The sequence below is a fragment of the Pantoea sp. EEL5 genome (genome assembly GCF_049892805.1).
Classification (GTDB): Bacteria; Pseudomonadota; Gammaproteobacteria; order Enterobacterales; family Enterobacteriaceae; genus Pantoea; species Pantoea ananatis.
Map to the genome: position 1 here is coordinate 144,616 of NZ_JBNDNJ010000003.1, position 18,567 is coordinate 163,182.

Consider the following 18,567-nt stretch of genomic DNA (forward strand, 5'->3'; position numbering starts at 1 on the left):
GAAAAGTAAATCTGCTATCGCTACTTTATCACCGTTAAAAGGACTAATTATGTACTCAGGTCAAAATTAATGACGCTTAAAAAATGCTATAAAGAAACAAAAAAATTAGCAATATCAGACTATTTTTCAATGTAAAAAAAACATCAAAAAATAGTTTAAACTTCAGGGATACATCATGGAAAAGTTATACAATGAGGAACACGCTGGCAGGCGCACGCCGAAAAATAAACCCACGAAAGTCAGAATAATCATTCTGCTATTAATATCCGCTGGCACAATGATTAACTATCTTGATCGGACAATTTTAGGCATCGTTGCGCCAAAAATCACCCGCGAACTTGAAATCGATCCCGCTATGATGGGCGTGGCTTTTTCTGCCTTCGCCTGGACGTATACGCTGGCACAAATCCCCGGAGGGATGTTTTTAGATCGCTTTGGTAACAAACTGACCTACGCCCTTTCCGTGCTGTTTTGGTCGATTTTCACTCTACTGCAAACATTTACTCTTGGGCTCAAGTCTTTGATCTTCCTGAGACTGGGGCTGGGATTGAGCGAAGCACCCTGTTTTCCGGTTAACAGTCGCGTAGTGGCAAAATGGTTCCCGCGTCATGAACGTGCCCGCGCCACCGCAACCTATACCGTCGGGGAATATATTGGTCTGGCGGCTTTCTCGCCCTTACTCTATCTCATTCTGGAGTATCACGGCTGGCGCAGCCTTTTTTTTATTACCGGCGGAGCCGGTATTCTGTTCACGTTTATTTGGTGGCGACTTTACCATGAGCCTGAAGCATCCCAAAAAGCCAATCAGGAAGAAATTGATTACATTATCAATAATGAACCCATTGAAACATTAAAAAACACGCCCTTTAATTGGCCCGATGCCAAACGTTTACTCTGCTGCCGGCAAATTATTGGTGCCAGTCTCGGACAATTCGCTGGAAATACTACCCTGGTGTTTTTTCTGACATGGTTTCCCACCTATTTAGCGAAAGAACGGCAACTGGAATGGCTTCAGGTGGGCTTTTTCTCTGTATGGCCATTTATGGCTGCCGCTGTAGGCGTTATCTTTGGCGGGTGGCTCTCAGATAAACTGTTGAATGCAACAGGATCTATTAATCTGAGCCGAAAACTTCCGGTTATTAGCGGCCTGGTGCTTTCCGGCACGATTATTGCGGCTAACTGGATGAGTTCAGACAGCGCCGTTATCATCGTTATGTCCATTGCCTTTTTTGGACAAGGCATGGTCGGTCTGGGCTGGACAATAATCGCAGATATTGCCCCGGCTTCTATGGCAGGACTCACTGGTGGTATATTTAACTTTTGCGCCAATATGGCTTCGATTTTAGCGCCCCTGATTATCGGCATTATCATTTCAATGACAAGCAGCTTTTTTTATGCGCTCGTGTATATCGGCATCACTGCGGTGATTGGCTTAGTCGCCTATATCTTTATCATTGGCGATATTAAGCGGATTGTGCTCTAAAGCACCGTTCCCCCGGCACTGTTCTGCCGGGGGAACGTGCTTATTAAACGTCTTTAACGTTGCGTATCATTCCCAGCGTCAGTAAAGCAATCGCGGCGATCACCCAGTACACGCTGCCGTGACCAAAATGTTCAACCAGTATGCCCTGAAATAACCCCGCCAAAATAATGCCGGTCGAAATGCTGTTGGTAAACAGGGTTGTGGCTGCGCCTGCCCGCCCCGGCATCAGATCCTGAAACCACAACATTCCAATGCCCGCGACAACGCCGATAAACAGAGCGTTGAACACCTGCAGGACCAGCAGCGCCAGGTGACTGTGAAACAGAATCAGGCCGCTGTAAAACACAACGGCGGAGGCCACCGCGCCCACCATCATCTTTCGCTTACCCCAACGTTTGGCATAGAAACCGGCCAGGATCATGACCGGGATTTCCAACCCGGCGGCCGTGCCCATTAAGAGACCGGCAAGCTTTTCGGGCAGGCCCAGATCGTTGCTGATCCACAGCGGCATATCGATAATGTACATGGTGTTACAGGTCCACATCAGCGTTGATGCGGCAAACAAAATGCGCACGTCACGAATCCGCCAGCCGCTCAGGGGGATCCCGCCCGACTGCATCAGGGAAGCCGCACGCGGCACCGAGGGCACGGTAAACCAGATCAGCAGGAAACAGAGAAAAAACAAGCCGGCCGCCACGCTGAACAGCGTAACGAAACCAAAATTCAGCGCCAACGCAAACGACAGCGGTGGCCCAATCACCCACGCCAGCGACACCTGAGCGCGCATAATGGAACTGAACATCACCACTTCGCGCGAGGAACTGTCGGCATATTCTCGCGCCAGCGCAAAGAGCTGCGGCATGGCGACGTTCGCCAGCGACGATAACAGCACGCCCAGCGTTATCAGCGTCAGGTAATGGCGGGTAAACGCGAACAGTATGGCGTTTGCCAGGGCAAGGATACAGCACACTAAGATGATATTCCGCCGATCGCCGACGCTGTCGGAGCGCTTTGCGATCATCATGCTGACCACAATGCCGGCGATGGCATTGATGGTAAAAAACAGCCCGACCCACAGCGGTGGCACCTGCACTTCTCGCGATAAAAACAGGCTCAGCGTCGGCGCCTGCAGCGCACCGGCCACGCCGAGGATAAAGGCGGTCACCATAAAAGCCAAAAAGACCGGATTGAAACGGCGCGAGAACGATAACAAAGATTTCATGCCTTATCCCTGACAGAACAACGGGAGAAACGGGAACAATGGAACCCCGACCCAAACCTGCAACGTAAAAAAAACCAGCAGAATAACCCTGCTGGCGAAATCGTAACACACTACTCAGAAGGGACAGACATCGCTGCCAGTCCATGTCAGAGCACCATTCATTACTGAATGCCTCCCGCTCTTCCAATACAGGAAAGATTGCCTCTAAAATGGGGTAAGAAAAACAGAGCACCTTTATCAGGGAGTTCCTCTTTTATGTCGTCATCACGTCTGAAGCAGCAGTTCATTCGTCTGTGGCAAAATTGCCAGGGACAACCACAGGAAACAACCCTGGGCGAACTGGCTGATTTGCTGCACTGTTCGCGTCGCCATATGCGAAACCTGCTCAACAGAATGCAAGCGGCTGGCTGGCTCACCTGGCAGGCCGAAGCCGGACGGGGCAAACGTTCCCTGATGACCTTCTGCTACACCGGGCTGGCGCTCCAGCAGCAGCGTGCCGAAGATCTTCTGGAGCAGGATCGTATCGATCAGTTAGTCCAGCTGGTGGGGGATAAAGATCAGGTCAGACAGATGATCAGCGCCCACCTGGGGCGGAGCTTCCGCCAGGGCAAACATATTTTGCGCGTCCTCTATTATCGCCCTCTGCTGAATCTGTTACCCGGTTCGCCCCTGCGCCGTTCGGAAACCCATATTGCCCGCCAGATCTTTAGCGGCCTGACGCGCATAAATGAGGAAAAGGGGGAAATCGAGGCCGATATCGCCCATCACTGGCAGCAAACATCCGATCTCCACTGGCGCTTTTTTTTACGTCCTGCCATTCGATTTCATCATGGCCGGGAGCTGGACATGGCCGATGTGATCGCAAGCCTGGAACGCCTGCGTCAGTATCCCCTGTTTTCTCATATCCAACGGCTCGACTCACCGGCCCCCTGGACCCTGGATATCTATCTGGATCAGCCCGACAGCTGGCTGCCCTGGCTGCTGGGCAGCGTCAGCGCCATGATTCTGCCACGGGAATGGCCTGAAATTCGCGATTTTGCCCGTCAACCTGTGGGAACAGGTCCTTATCGGGTCGTCCGTAATCAGCACAGCCAGTTGAAGATAGAAGCGTTTGACGACTACTTTGGCTATCGCGCGCTGATCGATGATGTGTCGGTGTGGGTACTGCCAGAGATCAGTGACGAGCTGGTTTATGCAGGGGTTCGCCTGCAGGGCGAAAAAGCCGATGAGAAACAGGAAGAGAGCCGGCTTGAAGAAGGTTGCTACTATTTACTGTTCGATCAGCGTTCAGAAAAAATGGCCGATCGAGACATTCGACGCTGGCTCAGCGACCTGCTTAACCCGATTGCACTCCTCAATAATGCGGGCAGGGGTTATCAGCGCTACTGGTTCCCGGCTTACGGCCTGCTACCCCGCTGGCACCATCGCCGCGATCTGACCCCAGTGGACAAACCGGCGGGCCTCACGAGCCTGACGTTAACCTGGTATAACCAGCATATTGAGCATGTCAGTATTACGGATGCCTTACGTCCGTTGCTGGCAGAACAGGGCGTTACGTTGAACACCCGGGAAGTCAGTTACGAAAGCTGGCATCAGGGCGAAGGCGAGAGTGATATCTGGCTGGGTAGCGTCAATTTTACCCTGCCCCTCGAATATTCCCTGTTTGCCCTGTTATACGAAACGCCGTTGATGCAGCACTGTCTGCCTGTTAACTGGCAGCAGGATGCCACGCGCTGGCGTGAAAAAACGCTCTCCCTCGCTGAATGGGGTAAATATCTGGTGGAAAATAGCTGGCTTCATCCGCTGTTTCATCACTGGCTGCTGCTGGAGGGCCAGCGCAGTATGCGCGGCGTGCGGATGAATACATTGGGCTGGTTTGATTTTAAATCCGCCTGGTTTGCCCCGCCTACGCTGTGAGCCTTTCCCCTTGCGCATTTAATGACTAGAATGTGGCGTTCTCAACGGGGTGCCCCTTTCCACAGTGTCAGGGCGCTGAGAAATACCCGTCGAACCTGAATCGGTTAATACCGACGTAGGGATTTGAGAGGTTGTTTTGCTCAGATCCTTTGCGACTCAACCCTGCCGCCCTAGGAGCGCAAAGTGTTAAAAAACGTCCTGCCCGTGCTGCTGTTACTTTCTGCCCCGGTCTTTGCGGCCAAACCTGTCCTGACGGTTTACACCTACGACGCCTTTTCCGCTGACTGGGGGCCGGGTCCGGCCGTCAAAAAAGCCTTTGAAGCCCAGTGCGGTTGCGAGCTGAAATTTGTCGCGCTGGAAGACGGTGTTTCGCTGCTGAACCGTGTACGTATGGAAGGCAAGAACACAAAGGCCGATGTGGTACTAGGCCTGGATAACAACCTTCTGCAGGCCGCGCAGCAAACCGGCCTGTTTGCCAAAAGCGACGTGGATACCCGTGAGCTGCAGGTGCCCGGCGGCTGGAAGGACACCACCTTTGTGCCGTTCGATTACGGTTATTTCGCATTCGTGTACAACAAAAACACGCTAAAAAATCCCCCTACAAGCCTGAAAGAACTGGTCGAAAGCCCAGAGAAATGGCGCGTGATTTATGAAGATCCTCGCACCAGCACGCCAGGCCTTGGCCTGCTGCTGTGGATGCAAAAGGTTTACGGGGACAACACGCCTGAGGCCTGGCAAAAGCTGGCGAAGAAAACCGTCACGGTCACCAAAGGCTGGAGTGAAGCCTACGGCCTGTTTCTTAAAGGCGAGAGCGATCTGGTGCTGAGCTATACCACGTCACCGGCTTATCACATCATTGAAGAGAAAAAAGATAACTATGCTGCGGCATCCTTCGCCGAAGGCAACTATCTGCAGGTTGAGGTGGCCGCCCGACTGGCGAACAGCAAGCAGCCCAAACTGGCAGAACAGTTTATGCAATTCATGGTTACGCCAGCCTTTCAGAACACCATCCCTACCGGGAACTGGATGTATCCGGTGATCAAAACTGACCTGCCCGCCGGGTTTGCCTCGCTCAGCGTGCCAAAGACAACATTGCAGTTTTCACCGGAAGAGGTTGCCAGCCACCGTTCGCAATGGGTTAGCCAATGGCAACGCGCCGTCAGCCGTTAATCCCTTTCTGGCTGATTCCGGGTTCGCTCGCCACGCTGCTGCTCTGCAGCGTGGCGCTGCTGGCCTTCACAGCACTGTGGATGGCGGCGCCAGCGACCAACTGGCGGTCTGTCCTGCAGGATACGTATCTGCATCATGTTATTGGCTTTTCGTTTAAGCAGGCGCTGCTTTCCGCCCTGCTCTCCTTGCTGCCGGCCATTCCATTGTCCCGAGCCCTTTATCGGCGGCGCTTTCCCGGACGTCAGGTGTTGCTGCGCCTGTGCGCCATGACGCTGGTTCTGCCCGTGCTGGTGGCCGTATTCGGCCTGCTCACCGTCTATGGTCGGGTGGGCTGGCTGGCACAGCTTTGCGCCTGGCTTGGCGTGGACTATCACTTCTCGCCTTACGGGCTTCAGGGAATTTTACTGGCCCATGTGTTTTTCAACCTGCCGCTGGCCACGCGCCTGATGCTGCAGGCGCTGGAAAGCATTCCTGCCGAACAGCGTCAGCTTGCTGCCCAACTGAACATACGTGGCTGGCATCATTTCCGGCTGCTTGAATGGCCCTGGCTGCGCCGCCAGCTCCTGCCCACCGGGGCATTAATCTTTATGCTCTGTTTTGCCAGTTTTGCCACCGTGCTATCGCTGGGTGGCGGGCCGCAGGCGACCACCATCGAACTGGCCATCTTCCAGGCGTTAAGCTATGACTACGATCCGGGCCGCGCGGCGCTCCTGGCGCTGATTCAGCTCAGCTGCTGCCTGGTGCTGGTGCTCCTCAGCCAGCGCTTCAGCAACGCCATTCCGGCAGGTAGCCCGCAACTGAACGGCTGGCGCGATCCTCAGGATTCCACGCTGGCCCGCGTCAGCGACGCCGCCATCATCTTTTTCGCCCTGCTGCTGCTACTCCCACCGCTGCTGGCGGTGATCGTAAATGGTCTGGATGGCGGGCTTCGGGGCGCGTTACAGCAACCGGCGTTATGGCAGGCAACGTTGACCTCGTTACGTATCGCGCTCGGCGCCGGCGTGCTGTGTCTGGTCCTGACCACCATGCTGTTGTGGAGCAGCCGGGAGCTGCGCCTGCGGCGGCATACACTCGCCGCACAGATCATGGACACCAGCGGCATGCTGATTTTGGCAATGCCCGGTATCGTGCTGGCAACCGGCTTTTTCCTGCTACTGAACGCCACGACCGGCTTGCCGGACTCCGCGGATGGCGTGGTGATCTTTGCCAATGCGTTAATCGCGATTCCCTACGCGTTGAAAGTGCTGGAAAACCCGATGCGGGATATCGCTGAACGTTACGCACACCTGTGCGGGGCACTGGGCATCAGCGGCTGGAACCGCCTGTGGCTGATTGAACTGCGGGCGTTGAAACGTCCGCTGGCGCAGGCGCTGGCGTTTGCCTGCGTGCTGTCGATTGGTGATTTTGGCGTCGTAGCGCTGTTTGGTAATGCCGATTTCCGCACGCTGCCGTTCTACCTTTATCAGCAGATAGGCGCCTATCGCGGTGCCGATGGTGCCGTTACTGCACTGTTATTGCTGCTACTCTGCCTGTCTCTGTTCACCTTGATGGAAAAATTACCGGGCCGCCATGCTGACACTGAATAATCTGACTTACCTGTATCAGCATTTGCCGATGCGTTTTTCCCTTCACGCCGGGCGCGGCGAACGACTGGCGATTCTCGGCCCAAGCGGGGCAGGTAAAAGTACGTTATTAAACCTGATTGCCGGTTTTCTGCCCGTCAGCCAGGGCAGCCTGACGATTAACGGTGTTGACCATACGAATAGCGTGCCCGCCCAGCGCCCGGTATCAATGCTGTTTCAGGAAAATAACCTGTTTCCGCACCTGAGCGTAGAACAGAACCTGGGGCTGGGCTTACATCCCGGTCTGAAGCTGACCTCAGATCAGCGCCAGCAGGTGACGACCATTGCGCAGCAGGTCGGACTCAGTGAGATGCTGTCACGCCTGCCGGGCCAGCTCTCGGGAGGACAACGCCAGCGCGTTGCCCTGGCACGCTGTTTACTGCGCGATCGCCCGGTGCTGCTGCTGGATGAACCTTTTTCGGCGCTCGATCCGGCCCTGCGCGGCGAGATGCTTAATCTGGTACGCACCGTCTGCGAAACCCGTGCGATTACGTTGCTGATGGTGTCGCACAGTCTTGAAGACGCACAGCAGATAGCGCCACGTAGCGTGGTGGTGGTGGATGGACGCGTTTACTGGCAGGGATCGACGGACGCACTGTTGTCAGGGAACATACGGGAAGCCGATGTGCTCGGCATCCCGCGCCGTTAACCGATAAAGACCTGCCACAACAGGTGGCGGAAAATCGGCATCATCGGATGAAACTGGATGCCGACGAACGCCGCAACGGCCACCACAAAACTTAGCGGCGCCAGCCAGCGCAGACGTTCGGGTGGCAAATACGCCGTCGCCCAGTCGCGCGTTTTTCCACTGCGCCACCAGCGCCAGCACAGCCAGCATCCCAGCCATACCAGGATAGCAACGCCTAATAACAGCCAGATGAAATGGCCGCCCTGGGCTTCTTTCGGAACATCAATCGCGACGCCTGCCAGAATACCCGGCAATAAATAGAGCGGTGGCCATAAAATACAGCCGATCAGATTGGGGGGCAGAAATTTGCGTACCGGCAATTCCAGCATGCCCGCCACCAGCGGGATCAGCGGCCGGGTTGGCCCGACAAAGCGCCCGACCAGAATGGTAAACATGCTGTGCTGATACAGCGCGTGTTCGGTCTTATCCAGCAGCCCTTTGTACTTTTGCAGGTATTTCCAGCGATGGAGCGGCCCCTGAAACTTCCAGCCAATGCCATAGGAAACCCAGTCGCCCAGCAGGCAGCCAATGAAGCCCGCGGCCCAGGCGGGATATAAGCCGATCTGTCCACTGCCCACCAGCGCACCCAGGCTCGCCATCATGACGGTGCCAGGGAGTAACAGCCCCACGAACGCCAATGACTCCAGAAACGTCACCAGCGCGACGGCAAACAGCGCCCACTCCAGCGACTGTGTAATCAGGTGTTCAACCCAGGCTTCCATATCAATCCTCAGAAAAAGCAGAAGGCTGGATTGTCCAGAGCAGACATCACAGCGTCAAGGCAAGAATTGTAGGCCAATATTGACAAAACGCACCGGAAGACACTGTATAAATATCCATGTTATACTGGTCAATGAGATGTCCGACTCGCTATCTGCCTGGAGAATACGTGAATAAGCCCCGCGCAGGGTTTCTGCTCAGCCGTCACTGGCGCGACACGCCGCAAGGCACAGAAATTACGCTGTGGCTGGCCACCGACGAGGGTGCTCAGCGCGTTGTGCTGCCTTTGCAGGAATCCGTGACGTTTATTCCCTGTGAATATCAGGCGCAGGTCGACACGCTGTTGCAGGGCGAGCGCCAGCTGCGGATGCAGCCTCTGCAATTAAAAGATTTTCGCCGCCGTCCAGTATTTGGCCTGTACTGCCGGCAGCATCGCCAGTTGCAGTGGGTTGAAAAGAAACTGCGCGAAAGCGGTATCCCCCTGTATGAATCCGACATTCGTCCACCCGAACGCTACCTGATGGAACGGTTTATTACCGCGCCCGTGTGGTTTGATGGTGACATTCAGGGCGACGCATGGGTTAACGCCCGTCTGAAACCCCATCCCGATTACCGGCCCCCGCTGAAGTGGGTCTCGCTGGATATTGAAACGACCCAGCATGGCGAGCTTTACTGTATTGGTCTGGAAGGCTGCGGGCAGCGCCAGGTTTTCATGCTGGGACCGCCTAACGGCGACGCCAGCGAACTGGATTTCGAACTTATCTATCTTGAGAGCCGCCCGCAGTTGCTGGAGGCGCTGAATCGCTGGTTTGCCGATAACGATCCGGATGTGATCATCGGCTGGAACGTGGTGCAGTTTGACCTGCGCGTGCTGCAGAAACACGCCGATCGCTACGGCATTCCGTTACGTCTTGGCCGCCAGCAGGCCGCGCTGGAGTGGCGCGAGCATGGGTTTAAACCCGGCGTGTTTTTTGCCCAGGCGACAGGTCGCCTGATTATTGACGGCATTGATGCCCTGAAATCCGCCTTCTGGGATTTTCCCTCTTTTAGTCTGGAATCTGTTTCGCAACAGCTGCTCGGTGAAGGCAAAGCCATTGATAACCCATGGCAGCGCATGGAAGAGATCAACTGGCGTTTTGCCAACGATAAACCGGCGCTGGCGCGCTACAACCTGAAGGATTGCGAGCTGGTCACGCGCATCTTTCATAAAACCGAGATCATGCCGTTTTTACTGGAGCGCGCTGCCGTTAACGGGCTGGCAGTCGATCGCCACGGTGGCTCCGTCGCGGCATTCGGTCATCTGTACATCCCCCGCATGCACCGGGCCGGTTTTGTCGCCCCGAATCTGGGCGATGTGGCGCCGGAAGCCAGCCCCGGCGGCTACGTGATGGATTCCCGGCCCGGCCTGTATGATTCCGTGTTAGTGCTGGATTATAAGAGCCTGTATCCCTCGATTATCCGCACCTTTCTGATCGATCCCGTCGGGCTCATCGAAGGTCTGGCGCACCCAACGGATGCGGACTCGGTGCCCGGTTTTCGCGAGGCGCGCTTCTCACGTGAGACGCATTGCCTGCCCGCCATCGTAGAGCAGATTTGGCAGGGGCGCGAAACCGCAAAAACACAGGGCAATAAACCCCTGTCGCAGGCCCTGAAAATCATCATGAATGCGTTTTACGGCGTGCTCGGCACCAGCGCCTGCCGCTTTTTTGACCCTCGCCTGGCCTCGTCTATTACGCTGCGCGGTCATGCCATCATGCAGCAAACCCGTGAACTCATTGAAGCCGAAGGCTACGATGTGATTTATGGCGACACCGATTCGACCTTTGTCTGGCTGAAATCCGCCCGGGATGAAGACGAGGCAGAGGCAATTGGCCGGGCACTGGCCGGGAAGGTCAACGGTTGGTGGCGTGAACATCTGCAGCAGCAATACGGCCTGACCAGCGCCCTGGAGCTGGAGTATGAAAATCACTTTTGCCGATTCCTGATGCCGACGATTCGCGGTGCTGAACAGGGCAGTAAAAAACGCTATGCGGGCTTAATTCGGGAAGGCGAAAGTGAGCGTATGGTGTTCAAAGGACTGGAATCGGTACGTACCGACTGGACGCCGCTGGCGCAGCAGTTTCAGCAGGAGCTTTACAGCCGCATATTTCATCGCCAGCCGTGGGAAGACTATGTTCGTAACACGGTGGCCCAGCTGTTGGCAGGTGAGCTGGACGACAGGCTGATTTATAAAAAGCGCCTGCGCCGCCCACTGAACGAGTATGAACGCAATGTGCCGCCCCATGTCCGCGCCGCCCGTCTGGCTGATGAGCAGAATCGTAAGCTGGGCCGTCCGTTGCAATATCAGACCGGGGGCCGCATTAGTTATGTGATTGCCACTGGCGGCCCCGAGCCGGTAGAGGCCCGAACCACGCCGCTGGACTACGATCACTACGTGACTAAACAGCTGCAGCCCGTAGCCGAAGGCATTCTGCCTTTTGTCGATGGCGACTTTGCTACACTCATTACCGGGCAGTTAGGCCTTTTTTGACAGGTGACGAATGCCCTGCCATCCAGTACCATAACGCCCTTCCTCAAAACTCACTGCTCTGACATGACGCACCAGGCCCTTTTGCCTGGATGAAATGCTATTGCCTGAGAATGGGGAACACCTTCAAAAACGTTAAAAATTCGAGCAAAAATTATATGGTTTTTACATTAGGTCAGCGTTGGATTAGTGATACAGAAAGTGAACTGGGATTAGGCACCGTGGTGGCGATTGATACGCGCATGATCACCCTGCTGTTCCCGGCCACAGGGGAAAATCGCCTCTACGCTCGCAGCGACTCGCCGGTCACCCGCGTGATTTTTAATCCGGGTGATACCGTTACCAGCCACGAAGGCTGGCAGATGCAGGTCGATGAAGTACGCAATGACAATGACCTGATAACCTATATCGGCACGCGCCTTGATACCGAAGAAACCCACGTCATGCTGCGTGAAGTGATGCTCGACAGCAAACTGGTGTTCAGCAAACCTCAGGACAGGCTGTTTGCAGGCCAGCTCGACCGTATGGATCGCTTCGCCCTGCGTTTTCGCGCACGTAAATATCAAAGTGAGCAGTATCGCCTACCCGTCAGCGGCCTGCGCGGCATGCGTACCAATCTGATCCCCCACCAGCTGCATATCGCCCACGACGTAGGCCGCCGCCATGCGCCGCGCGTCCTGCTCGCGGATGAGGTCGGCCTGGGGAAAACCATCGAAGCCGGCATGATCATCCAGCAGCAGCTGTTGGCAGGCCGTGCTGAACGCGTACTTATCGTCGTGCCAGAAACCCTGCAACATCAGTGGCTGGTAGAAATGCTGCGCCGCTTCAACCTGCGCTTCGCCCTGTTTGACGACGATCGTTACGCTGAAGCGCAGCACGACAGCGACAATGCCTTTGACACCGAACAGTTGATTATCTGCTCGCTGGACTTTGTGCGTCGCAACAAACAGCGTCTGGATAAGCTGGCGGACGCCGACTGGGATTTAATGGTGGTGGATGAAGCGCACCATTTGGCCTGGTCCGAAGGCGAACCAAGCCGCGAGTATCAGGTGATCGAAAAACTGGCTGAAAAAACGCCGGGCGTCCTGTTACTGACCGCGACGCCAGAACAGCTGGGCATGGAGAGTCATTTTGCGCGCCTGCGCTTGCTTGACCCCGACCGTTTTCATGATTTTGCCGCCTTTGTTGAAGAGCAGCAGCACTTCCGCCCGATTGCCGATGCGGTGACATCGCTGCTGGCCGATCATGCCATCTCACAAAACGAGATGAATATGATCAATGAGCTGGTCGGCGAGCAGGATATTGAACCGCTGCTGCAGGTGGCAAACAGCGATCGTGAAGGCAAACAGGACGCGCGCAGCGAACTCATTTCCATGCTGATGGATCGCCACGGTACCAGCCGCGTGCTGTTCCGTAATACCCGCAACGGGGTGAAAGGCTTCCCGAAACGTGAGTTACACGCTATTCGTCTGCCCCTGCCGGCTCAGTATCAAACGGCCATTAAGGTGTCCGGTATTATGGGCACACGTAAAAGCGCAGAAGCGCGCGCGCGCGATCTGCTCTATCCGGAACAGATTTATCAGGAGTTCGAAGGCGATACCGGCACCTGGTGGAACTTCGATCCGCGCGTTGAATGGCTCATGGGTTACCTGACCAGCAACCGTAAAGAAAAAGTGCTGGTGATCTGTGCTCAGGCCGCTACAGCACTTCAACTGGAGCAGGTGCTGCGTGAACGTGAAGGGATTCGCGCCGCCGTGTTCCATGAAGGGCTGTCGATCATTGAACGCGATCGGGCTGCCGCCTGGTTCGCTTCTGAAGAGAACGGCGCACAAGTCCTGCTGTGCTCCGAAATTGGTTCCGAAGGCCGTAACTTCCAGTTCGCCAGCCGTCTGGTGATGTTCGATCTGCCGTTTAACCCGGATCTGCTGGAACAGCGTATTGGCCGACTGGATCGTATTGGCCAGGCGCACGATATTCAGATTCTGGTCCCCTGGCTGGAGAAAACGGCCCAGGCCGTGCTGCTGCGCTGGTATCACGAAGGGCTGGACGCGTTCGAGCACACCTGCCCGACCGGCAGAGCCATCTACGACAGCGTCAACGCAGAGCTGATTAACTACCTGGCCGCACCGGAAAACAGCGACGGGTTTGATGATTTCATTAGCGAATGCCGTAAGCAGCATGATGCGCTGAAATCCCAACTCGAACAGGGCCGCGACCGCCTGCTGGAGCTAAACTCTAACGGTGGTGAAGCCGCCCAGGCGCTGGCCAATACCATTGCCGAACAGGATAATGATACCGAACTGGTTAACTTTGCTCTTAACCTGTTTGATATCGTCGGCATTAATCAGGAAGACCGCAGTGATAACCTGATCGTGCTGACACCTTCAGATCATATGCTGGTTCCGGACTTTCCTGGCCTGCCGGAAGACGGCTGTACGATCACCTTCAATCGCGATCAGGCCCTGTCGCGTGAAGATACGCAGTTTATTACCTGGGAACATCCGTTAATCCGTAATGGCCTGGATCTGATTCTGTCAGGTGACACCGGCAGTTGTGCGCTGTCGCTGTTAAAGAACAAGGCATTGCCTGTGGGAACACTGCTGGTCGAGATGATCTACGTGGTGGAATCCCAGGCACCGAAACATCTGCAGCTAACCCGCTTCCTGCCCCCTACGCCGGTGCGCCTGCTGCTGGATCGCAACGGGACGAACCTGGCCGGTAAAGTGGAATTCGAAAGCTTCAACCGCCAGTTGAATGCCGTTAACCGCCACACCGGAAGTAAGCTGGTGAATGCCGTACAGCAGGACGTTCACGCGATCCTGACGCTGGCTGAAAAAGAAGTCGTCAGTGAAGCACGTGCCGTTATTGACGCGGCACGGCGCGAGGCGAGCGAAAAGCTGGGGGCCGAGTTATCACGTCTGGAAGCACTGAAAGCCGTTAACCCCAACATCCGTGACGATGAGGTCGAGGCGCTGGAAACGAATCGCCAGCAGGTACTGGAGAGTCTGGATGAAGCGAACTGGCGACTGGATGCACTGCGTCTGATTGTGGTTACGCATCAATAAGTTCAGGGCCGCAAGGCCCTCTTTTTTGGAATAGAGTATGGAACCCTACAATCCGCCGCTTGAGCCCTGGCTGCACATTCTGTATCAGGATGCCCATATCATGGTGGTGAATAAGCCCAGCGGCCTGCTTTCGGTACCCGGTCGGCTTGACGAGCACAAAGACAGCGTGATGACGCGGATCCAACGCGATTATCCTGAGGCGGAATCTGTGCATCGGCTGGACATGGCGACCAGCGGCGTGATTGTGGTCGCCCTGACAAAGGCCGCAGAGCGCGAGCTTAAACGTCAGTTTCGTGAACGCGAGCCTGCAAAGACCTATGTGGCCCGGGTTTGGGGCCATCCGGCGCAGGAGAAGGGCATGGTGGATTTACCGCTGATTTGCGACTGGCCTAATCGCCCGAAGCAGAAAGTGTGTTTCGACACCGGCAAGTCGGCGCAAACCGACTATCAGGTTGTGGAATACGGTGACGATAACAGCGCGCGCGTCGCGCTCAAACCGATTACCGGGCGCTCGCATCAGCTGCGCGTACATATGTTGGCGCTGGGCCATCCGATTCTGGGTGACGGTTTTTACGCACATCCGGAAGCAAAAGCCATGTCAGATCGTCTTCTGCTGCACGCCGAATCGCTGACCATCACGCACCCGGCGTTTGGTAATGCCATGACCTTCAGGCAGCCTGCCGATTTTTAATCTGCCATGATGCTAATGCTTCGCGCGCCCTCGCCATCAGCCGGGCGCGCATCTCACTTATTTAAAGCCTTTTTCTTTGCGAATCAGATCGTAAGCCGACTGAATGTCCTGCGCTTTCTGTTTCGCCATCTCCATCATTTCGGGCGGCAGACCTTTCGCCACCAGCTTATCCGGGTGATGTTCACTCATCAGTTTGCGATAGGCGCGTTTGATGGTGGTGGCATCGTCGGTGGTTTTCACACCCAAAACGTTACAGGCATCGGATAACGTCGGGCCTCGCTGCGCCTGCTGAAAACCGCCCTGCTGTGAATAGCTGCGACCGCCGCCGAACTGCTGTCCCCCCTCCATCATGCGCAGAAACTGGTCGAACTGACTCTGAGAAATCCCCAGTTCTTCACCAATCACATACAGCACCTGACGTTCATTGGGATGCAGCGACCCATCGGCAAACGCGGCCTGGATCTGAATTTCCAGAAACATCCTAATCAGATCAAAACGTCCGAAGCAGGCACTGCGCAATTCACGCAGTTTGGTACGGAGCGGATATTCCCCCTGCTTGCCTTCGCGAAAGGCGCGCTGTGCAGCCATTCGGGCATCGCCATGCAGCTGCATGCGATCCATAAACAGCGATGCAATCTGAATATCCGCTTCGGTTACGCGCCCTTTCGACTTGGTTAAGTGCCCCATGACCTGAAAAGTCGTGCTGAAAAAGAGTGACTGCCGGGTCTGATTATTTGAGAAGTAAGCTTTGCTCTGCGCGCCGCGAACCTTGTCAAATCCATGCCCAATGATCAGACCAATAACAATTCCCCAAAAGCCTGCGCCGGACAGCAATCCAAGCACTAAACCTATTACTTTTCCCCAGTAGCGCATAAACTCCTCAATTCGCCATGCTTACGGCTGAAAATTGCATTATCATACCTGTCATTTATCTCAGCGCCTAACGGCAGCGCGGACAGAAAAGGATTAACACTGGCGCAACGCCAGGCAGTGCGTTAGTCTCTGACCCGATTGTCGGCATGATGCCAGTTTTCATGGAATTCTCGATACCGCGTATGAAAAAACATATACCTACTCTGCTGGCCACCATGATCGGCGCAGCCATTAGCCAGCAAGCCTTCGCCGATGATTTAATGTCGCAGTGTATGTTAGGCGTGCCGAGCTACAATCGCCCCCTGGTTAACGGCGATCCTAATCAGCTGCCCGTTACTATTCACTCGGATTCCCTGAAAGGCAACTATCCTGACGATGCGGTCTTCACAGGCGATGTGGATGTGCAGCAGGGTAACAGCCGCATGCTGGCAGATGAAGTACAGCTTCACCAACGCCAGCCTGAAGGTCAGACCGTTCCCGTTCGTACCGTCGATGCGCTAGGTAATGTGCACTACGATGATAATCAGGTCATCCTGAAAGGTCCGAAAGCCTGGTCAAATCTGAATACCAAAGATACCAACGTCTGGAACGGCGATTATCAGATGGTAGGCCGTCAGGGCCGTGGAACGGGCGATCAGATGAAGCTGCGCGGTGAAAACCGTTACACCATCATGGAAAACGGCACCTTCACTTCCTGTCTGCCCGGCAGCAACAGCTGGAGCGTCGCGGGTTCTGAGATCATTCAGGATCGTCAGGAAGAAGTGGCTGAAATCTGGAATGCGCGCTTTAAACTGGGTTCCGTTCCGGTGTTTTACAGCCCCTATCTGCAATTGCCATTGGGCGATCGTCGCCGTTCCGGTTTTCTGATCCCCAATGCTAAATACGGCAGCAGCAACGGTTTTGAGTTCATTCTGCCCTACTACTGGAACATCGCGCCGCAGGCCGATGCGACCATTACGCCGCATTACATGAGTAATCGCGGGCTGCAATTACAGAATGAGTTCCGTTATCTGACACAGGCTGGCGCAGGCATCGTTGAGTTTGACTATCTGGCCTCAGATAAACAGTATGACAACGACAAAGCTGCACGCGGCATTGCCCAAAATGACAGTTCGGACCGTTGGTTATTTTACTGGCGTCACTCTGGTGTTTACGACCAACACTGGCGTTTCAGTGCTGACTACACCAAAGTCAGCGATCAGTATTATTTTAACGATCTGACCTCGCCTTACTATAGTTCGACAGATGGTTACGCCTCGCAAAAATTCAGCGTGGGCTATGCGGATACCAACTGGGACGCAACGCTGTCGACCAAAGATTTCCAGATTTTTGGCAACACGAGCAACAGCAACGTCTATCGCGCCTTCCCGCAACTGGATCTGAACTGGTACCAGAACGATGTGGGTCCGTTCGACACCCGCATCTATGCGCAGGCCGTCAAGTTTACCAACGTCAACAGCAACTATCCTGAAACCACGCGTTTACATGTTGAGCCCACGATTAATCTGCCGTTGTCCAACGGTTGGGCCAGTCTGGATACCGAAGCGAAGTTTCTGGCGACGCACTATCAGCAGAAAGATGTTGATTACTACAACACGAATTTTGCGCCAACCAGTACAAGCAGTGGCGTGCTGAAAGACTCTGTTAACCGGACTTTGCCACAGTTTAAAGTTGACGGTCGTATGGTGTTTGACCGCGATATGGACTGGGCGCAGGGCTACACGCAGACGCTGGAACCCCGGGTTCAGTACCTGTATATCCCGTATCGTAACCAGAGTGATATCTACCCTTACGACTCCACTCTGCTGCAAACCGACTATACCGGCCTGTTCCGCGATCGTTCATACAGCGGCCTGGATCGCATCGCTTCGGCCAACCAGGTTGCCACCGGTGTCACTACGCGAATTTATGATACCGATTTGGTTGAACGTTTTAACGTTTCTGTAGGTCAAATCTATTCGTTCACGCCTTCTCGTACGGGTGTTAACCAGGTCAATAAAGAAGACGATACCGGTAGTCTTCTGTGGGCGGGTGACAGCTACTGGAAGATAAGTGACCGTTGGGGCGTGCGCGGCGGGCTGCAGTACGATACCCGCCTGAATAACGTGGCACAGGGAAATACCGTGCTGGAATACCGCCGTGATGCTGACCGTATGGTGCAGTTGAGCTACCGTTACAGTAGCCCGGAGTATGTTGCTTCTGCGCTGAACGACAGTTCACTGGTGAATAACCCGATTTATAAAAACGGGATTTCACAGGTCGGTACGACGGCGAGCTGGCCGATTCATGATGCCTGGTCGGTGGTTGGCGCGTATTACTATGATACGCGTAATAATCGTCCTGCATCACAGTTGGTTGGCCTGCAGTACAGCTCTTGTTGCTACGCAATTCGTCTGGGATATGAGCGCAAAATCAACGGTTGGGAAAACAACGACAGTAAGTATGACAACCAAATCTCATTCAACATTGAGTTACGTGGCCTGAGCTCAAATTATGGCCTGGGAACCGGCCAGATGCTGAGTCAGGGTATCATCCCTTATCAGCGTGCATTCTGATGTTGTGATGTTTGACAGGCAATCCCGCAGTGCG

General features: G+C 54.9%; 12 protein-coding genes and 1 riboswitch. Of the genes, 9 read left to right on the forward strand and 3 right to left on the reverse strand.

From position 1 onward, the window contains the following. Positions 1–175 precede the first annotated feature (175 nt). On the forward strand, positions 176–1,483 hold the full coding sequence (locus tag ACPXSQ_RS14955; RefSeq protein WP_022622259.1) for an MFS transporter: 1,308 nt from the start codon (positions 176–178) through the stop codon (positions 1,481–1,483). A 43-nt stretch (positions 1,484–1,526) separates the two neighbouring features. Here ACPXSQ_RS14955 and ACPXSQ_RS14960 read toward each other — a convergent pair whose 3' ends face one another. Continuing rightward, complete coding sequence (locus ACPXSQ_RS14960) at positions 1,527–2,705, reverse strand: MFS transporter (RefSeq protein ID WP_013024590.1); 1,179 nt, start codon at positions 2,703–2,705, stop codon at positions 1,527–1,529. A 255-nt stretch (positions 2,706–2,960) separates the two neighbouring features. Here ACPXSQ_RS14960 and sgrR point away from each other — a divergent pair, with 255 nt between their 5' ends. The 4 genes from sgrR to thiQ all read left to right on the forward strand — a co-directional run bounded on the left by sgrR (position 2,961) and on the right by thiQ (position 8,063). Beyond that, positions 2,961–4,622, forward strand: a complete 1,662-nt coding sequence (gene sgrR, locus ACPXSQ_RS14965; protein WP_015700967.1) for an HTH-type transcriptional regulator SgrR — start codon at positions 2,961–2,963, stop codon at positions 4,620–4,622. Between the two features lie 35 nt (positions 4,623–4,657). Then, positions 4,658–4,762: riboswitch (TPP riboswitch) on the forward strand. Positions 4,763–4,805: 43 nt separating this feature from the next. Next, positions 4,806–5,792 (forward strand): thiamine ABC transporter substrate binding subunit, encoded by a 987-nt coding sequence (gene thiB, locus ACPXSQ_RS14970; protein WP_015700968.1) that lies wholly within the window; start codon positions 4,806–4,808, stop codon positions 5,790–5,792. Continuing rightward, positions 5,768–7,378: a thiamine/thiamine pyrophosphate ABC transporter permease ThiP gene (gene thiP, locus ACPXSQ_RS14975; protein WP_015700969.1), complete on the forward strand. Its 1,611-nt coding sequence runs from the start codon at positions 5,768–5,770 to the stop codon at positions 7,376–7,378. Before thiB ends, thiP begins: the two co-directional genes overlap by 25 nt. Continuing rightward, positions 7,362–8,063 carry a thiamine ABC transporter ATP-binding protein ThiQ gene (gene thiQ, locus ACPXSQ_RS14980; RefSeq protein WP_013024586.1) on the forward strand — a complete coding sequence of 234 codons (702 nt, stop codon included), beginning with the start codon at positions 7,362–7,364 and terminating at the stop codon, positions 8,061–8,063. Before thiP ends, thiQ begins: the two co-directional genes overlap by 17 nt. On the opposite strand, the gene ACPXSQ_RS14985 is transcribed toward thiQ, so the two are convergent. After that, on the reverse strand, positions 8,060–8,824 hold the full coding sequence (locus tag ACPXSQ_RS14985; RefSeq protein WP_013024585.1) for a DedA family protein: 765 nt from the start codon (positions 8,822–8,824) through the stop codon (positions 8,060–8,062). The genes thiQ and ACPXSQ_RS14985 overlap by 4 nt on opposite strands. A gap of 167 nt (positions 8,825–8,991) precedes the next feature. Between ACPXSQ_RS14985 and polB the strand changes: the two genes are divergently transcribed. From polB to rluA, 3 genes are all read left to right on the forward strand, one after another. After that, on the forward strand, positions 8,992–11,352 hold the full coding sequence (gene polB, locus ACPXSQ_RS14990; RefSeq protein WP_143121498.1) for a DNA polymerase II: 2,361 nt from the start codon (positions 8,992–8,994) through the stop codon (positions 11,350–11,352). A gap of 155 nt (positions 11,353–11,507) precedes the next feature. Continuing rightward, complete coding sequence (gene rapA / locus ACPXSQ_RS14995) at positions 11,508–14,414, forward strand: RNA polymerase-associated protein RapA (protein ID WP_041456175.1); 2,907 nt, start codon at positions 11,508–11,510, stop codon at positions 14,412–14,414. Positions 14,415–14,451: 37 nt separating this feature from the next. Continuing rightward, positions 14,452–15,105, forward strand: a complete 654-nt coding sequence (rluA, locus tag ACPXSQ_RS15000; RefSeq protein ID WP_015700973.1) for a bifunctional tRNA pseudouridine(32) synthase/23S rRNA pseudouridine(746) synthase RluA — start codon at positions 14,452–14,454, stop codon at positions 15,103–15,105. Positions 15,106–15,162: 57 nt separating this feature from the next. On the opposite strand, the gene djlA is transcribed toward rluA, so the two are convergent. After that, on the reverse strand, positions 15,163–15,978 hold the full coding sequence (djlA, locus tag ACPXSQ_RS15005) for a co-chaperone DjlA (protein WP_013024581.1): 816 nt from the start codon (positions 15,976–15,978) through the stop codon (positions 15,163–15,165). A gap of 182 nt (positions 15,979–16,160) precedes the next feature. Here djlA and lptD point away from each other — a divergent pair, with 182 nt between their 5' ends. Next, positions 16,161–18,533: an LPS assembly protein LptD gene (gene lptD, locus ACPXSQ_RS15010; protein ID WP_022622261.1), complete on the forward strand. Its 2,373-nt coding sequence runs from the start codon at positions 16,161–16,163 to the stop codon at positions 18,531–18,533. The last annotated feature ends 34 nt before the right edge of the window (positions 18,534–18,567 follow it).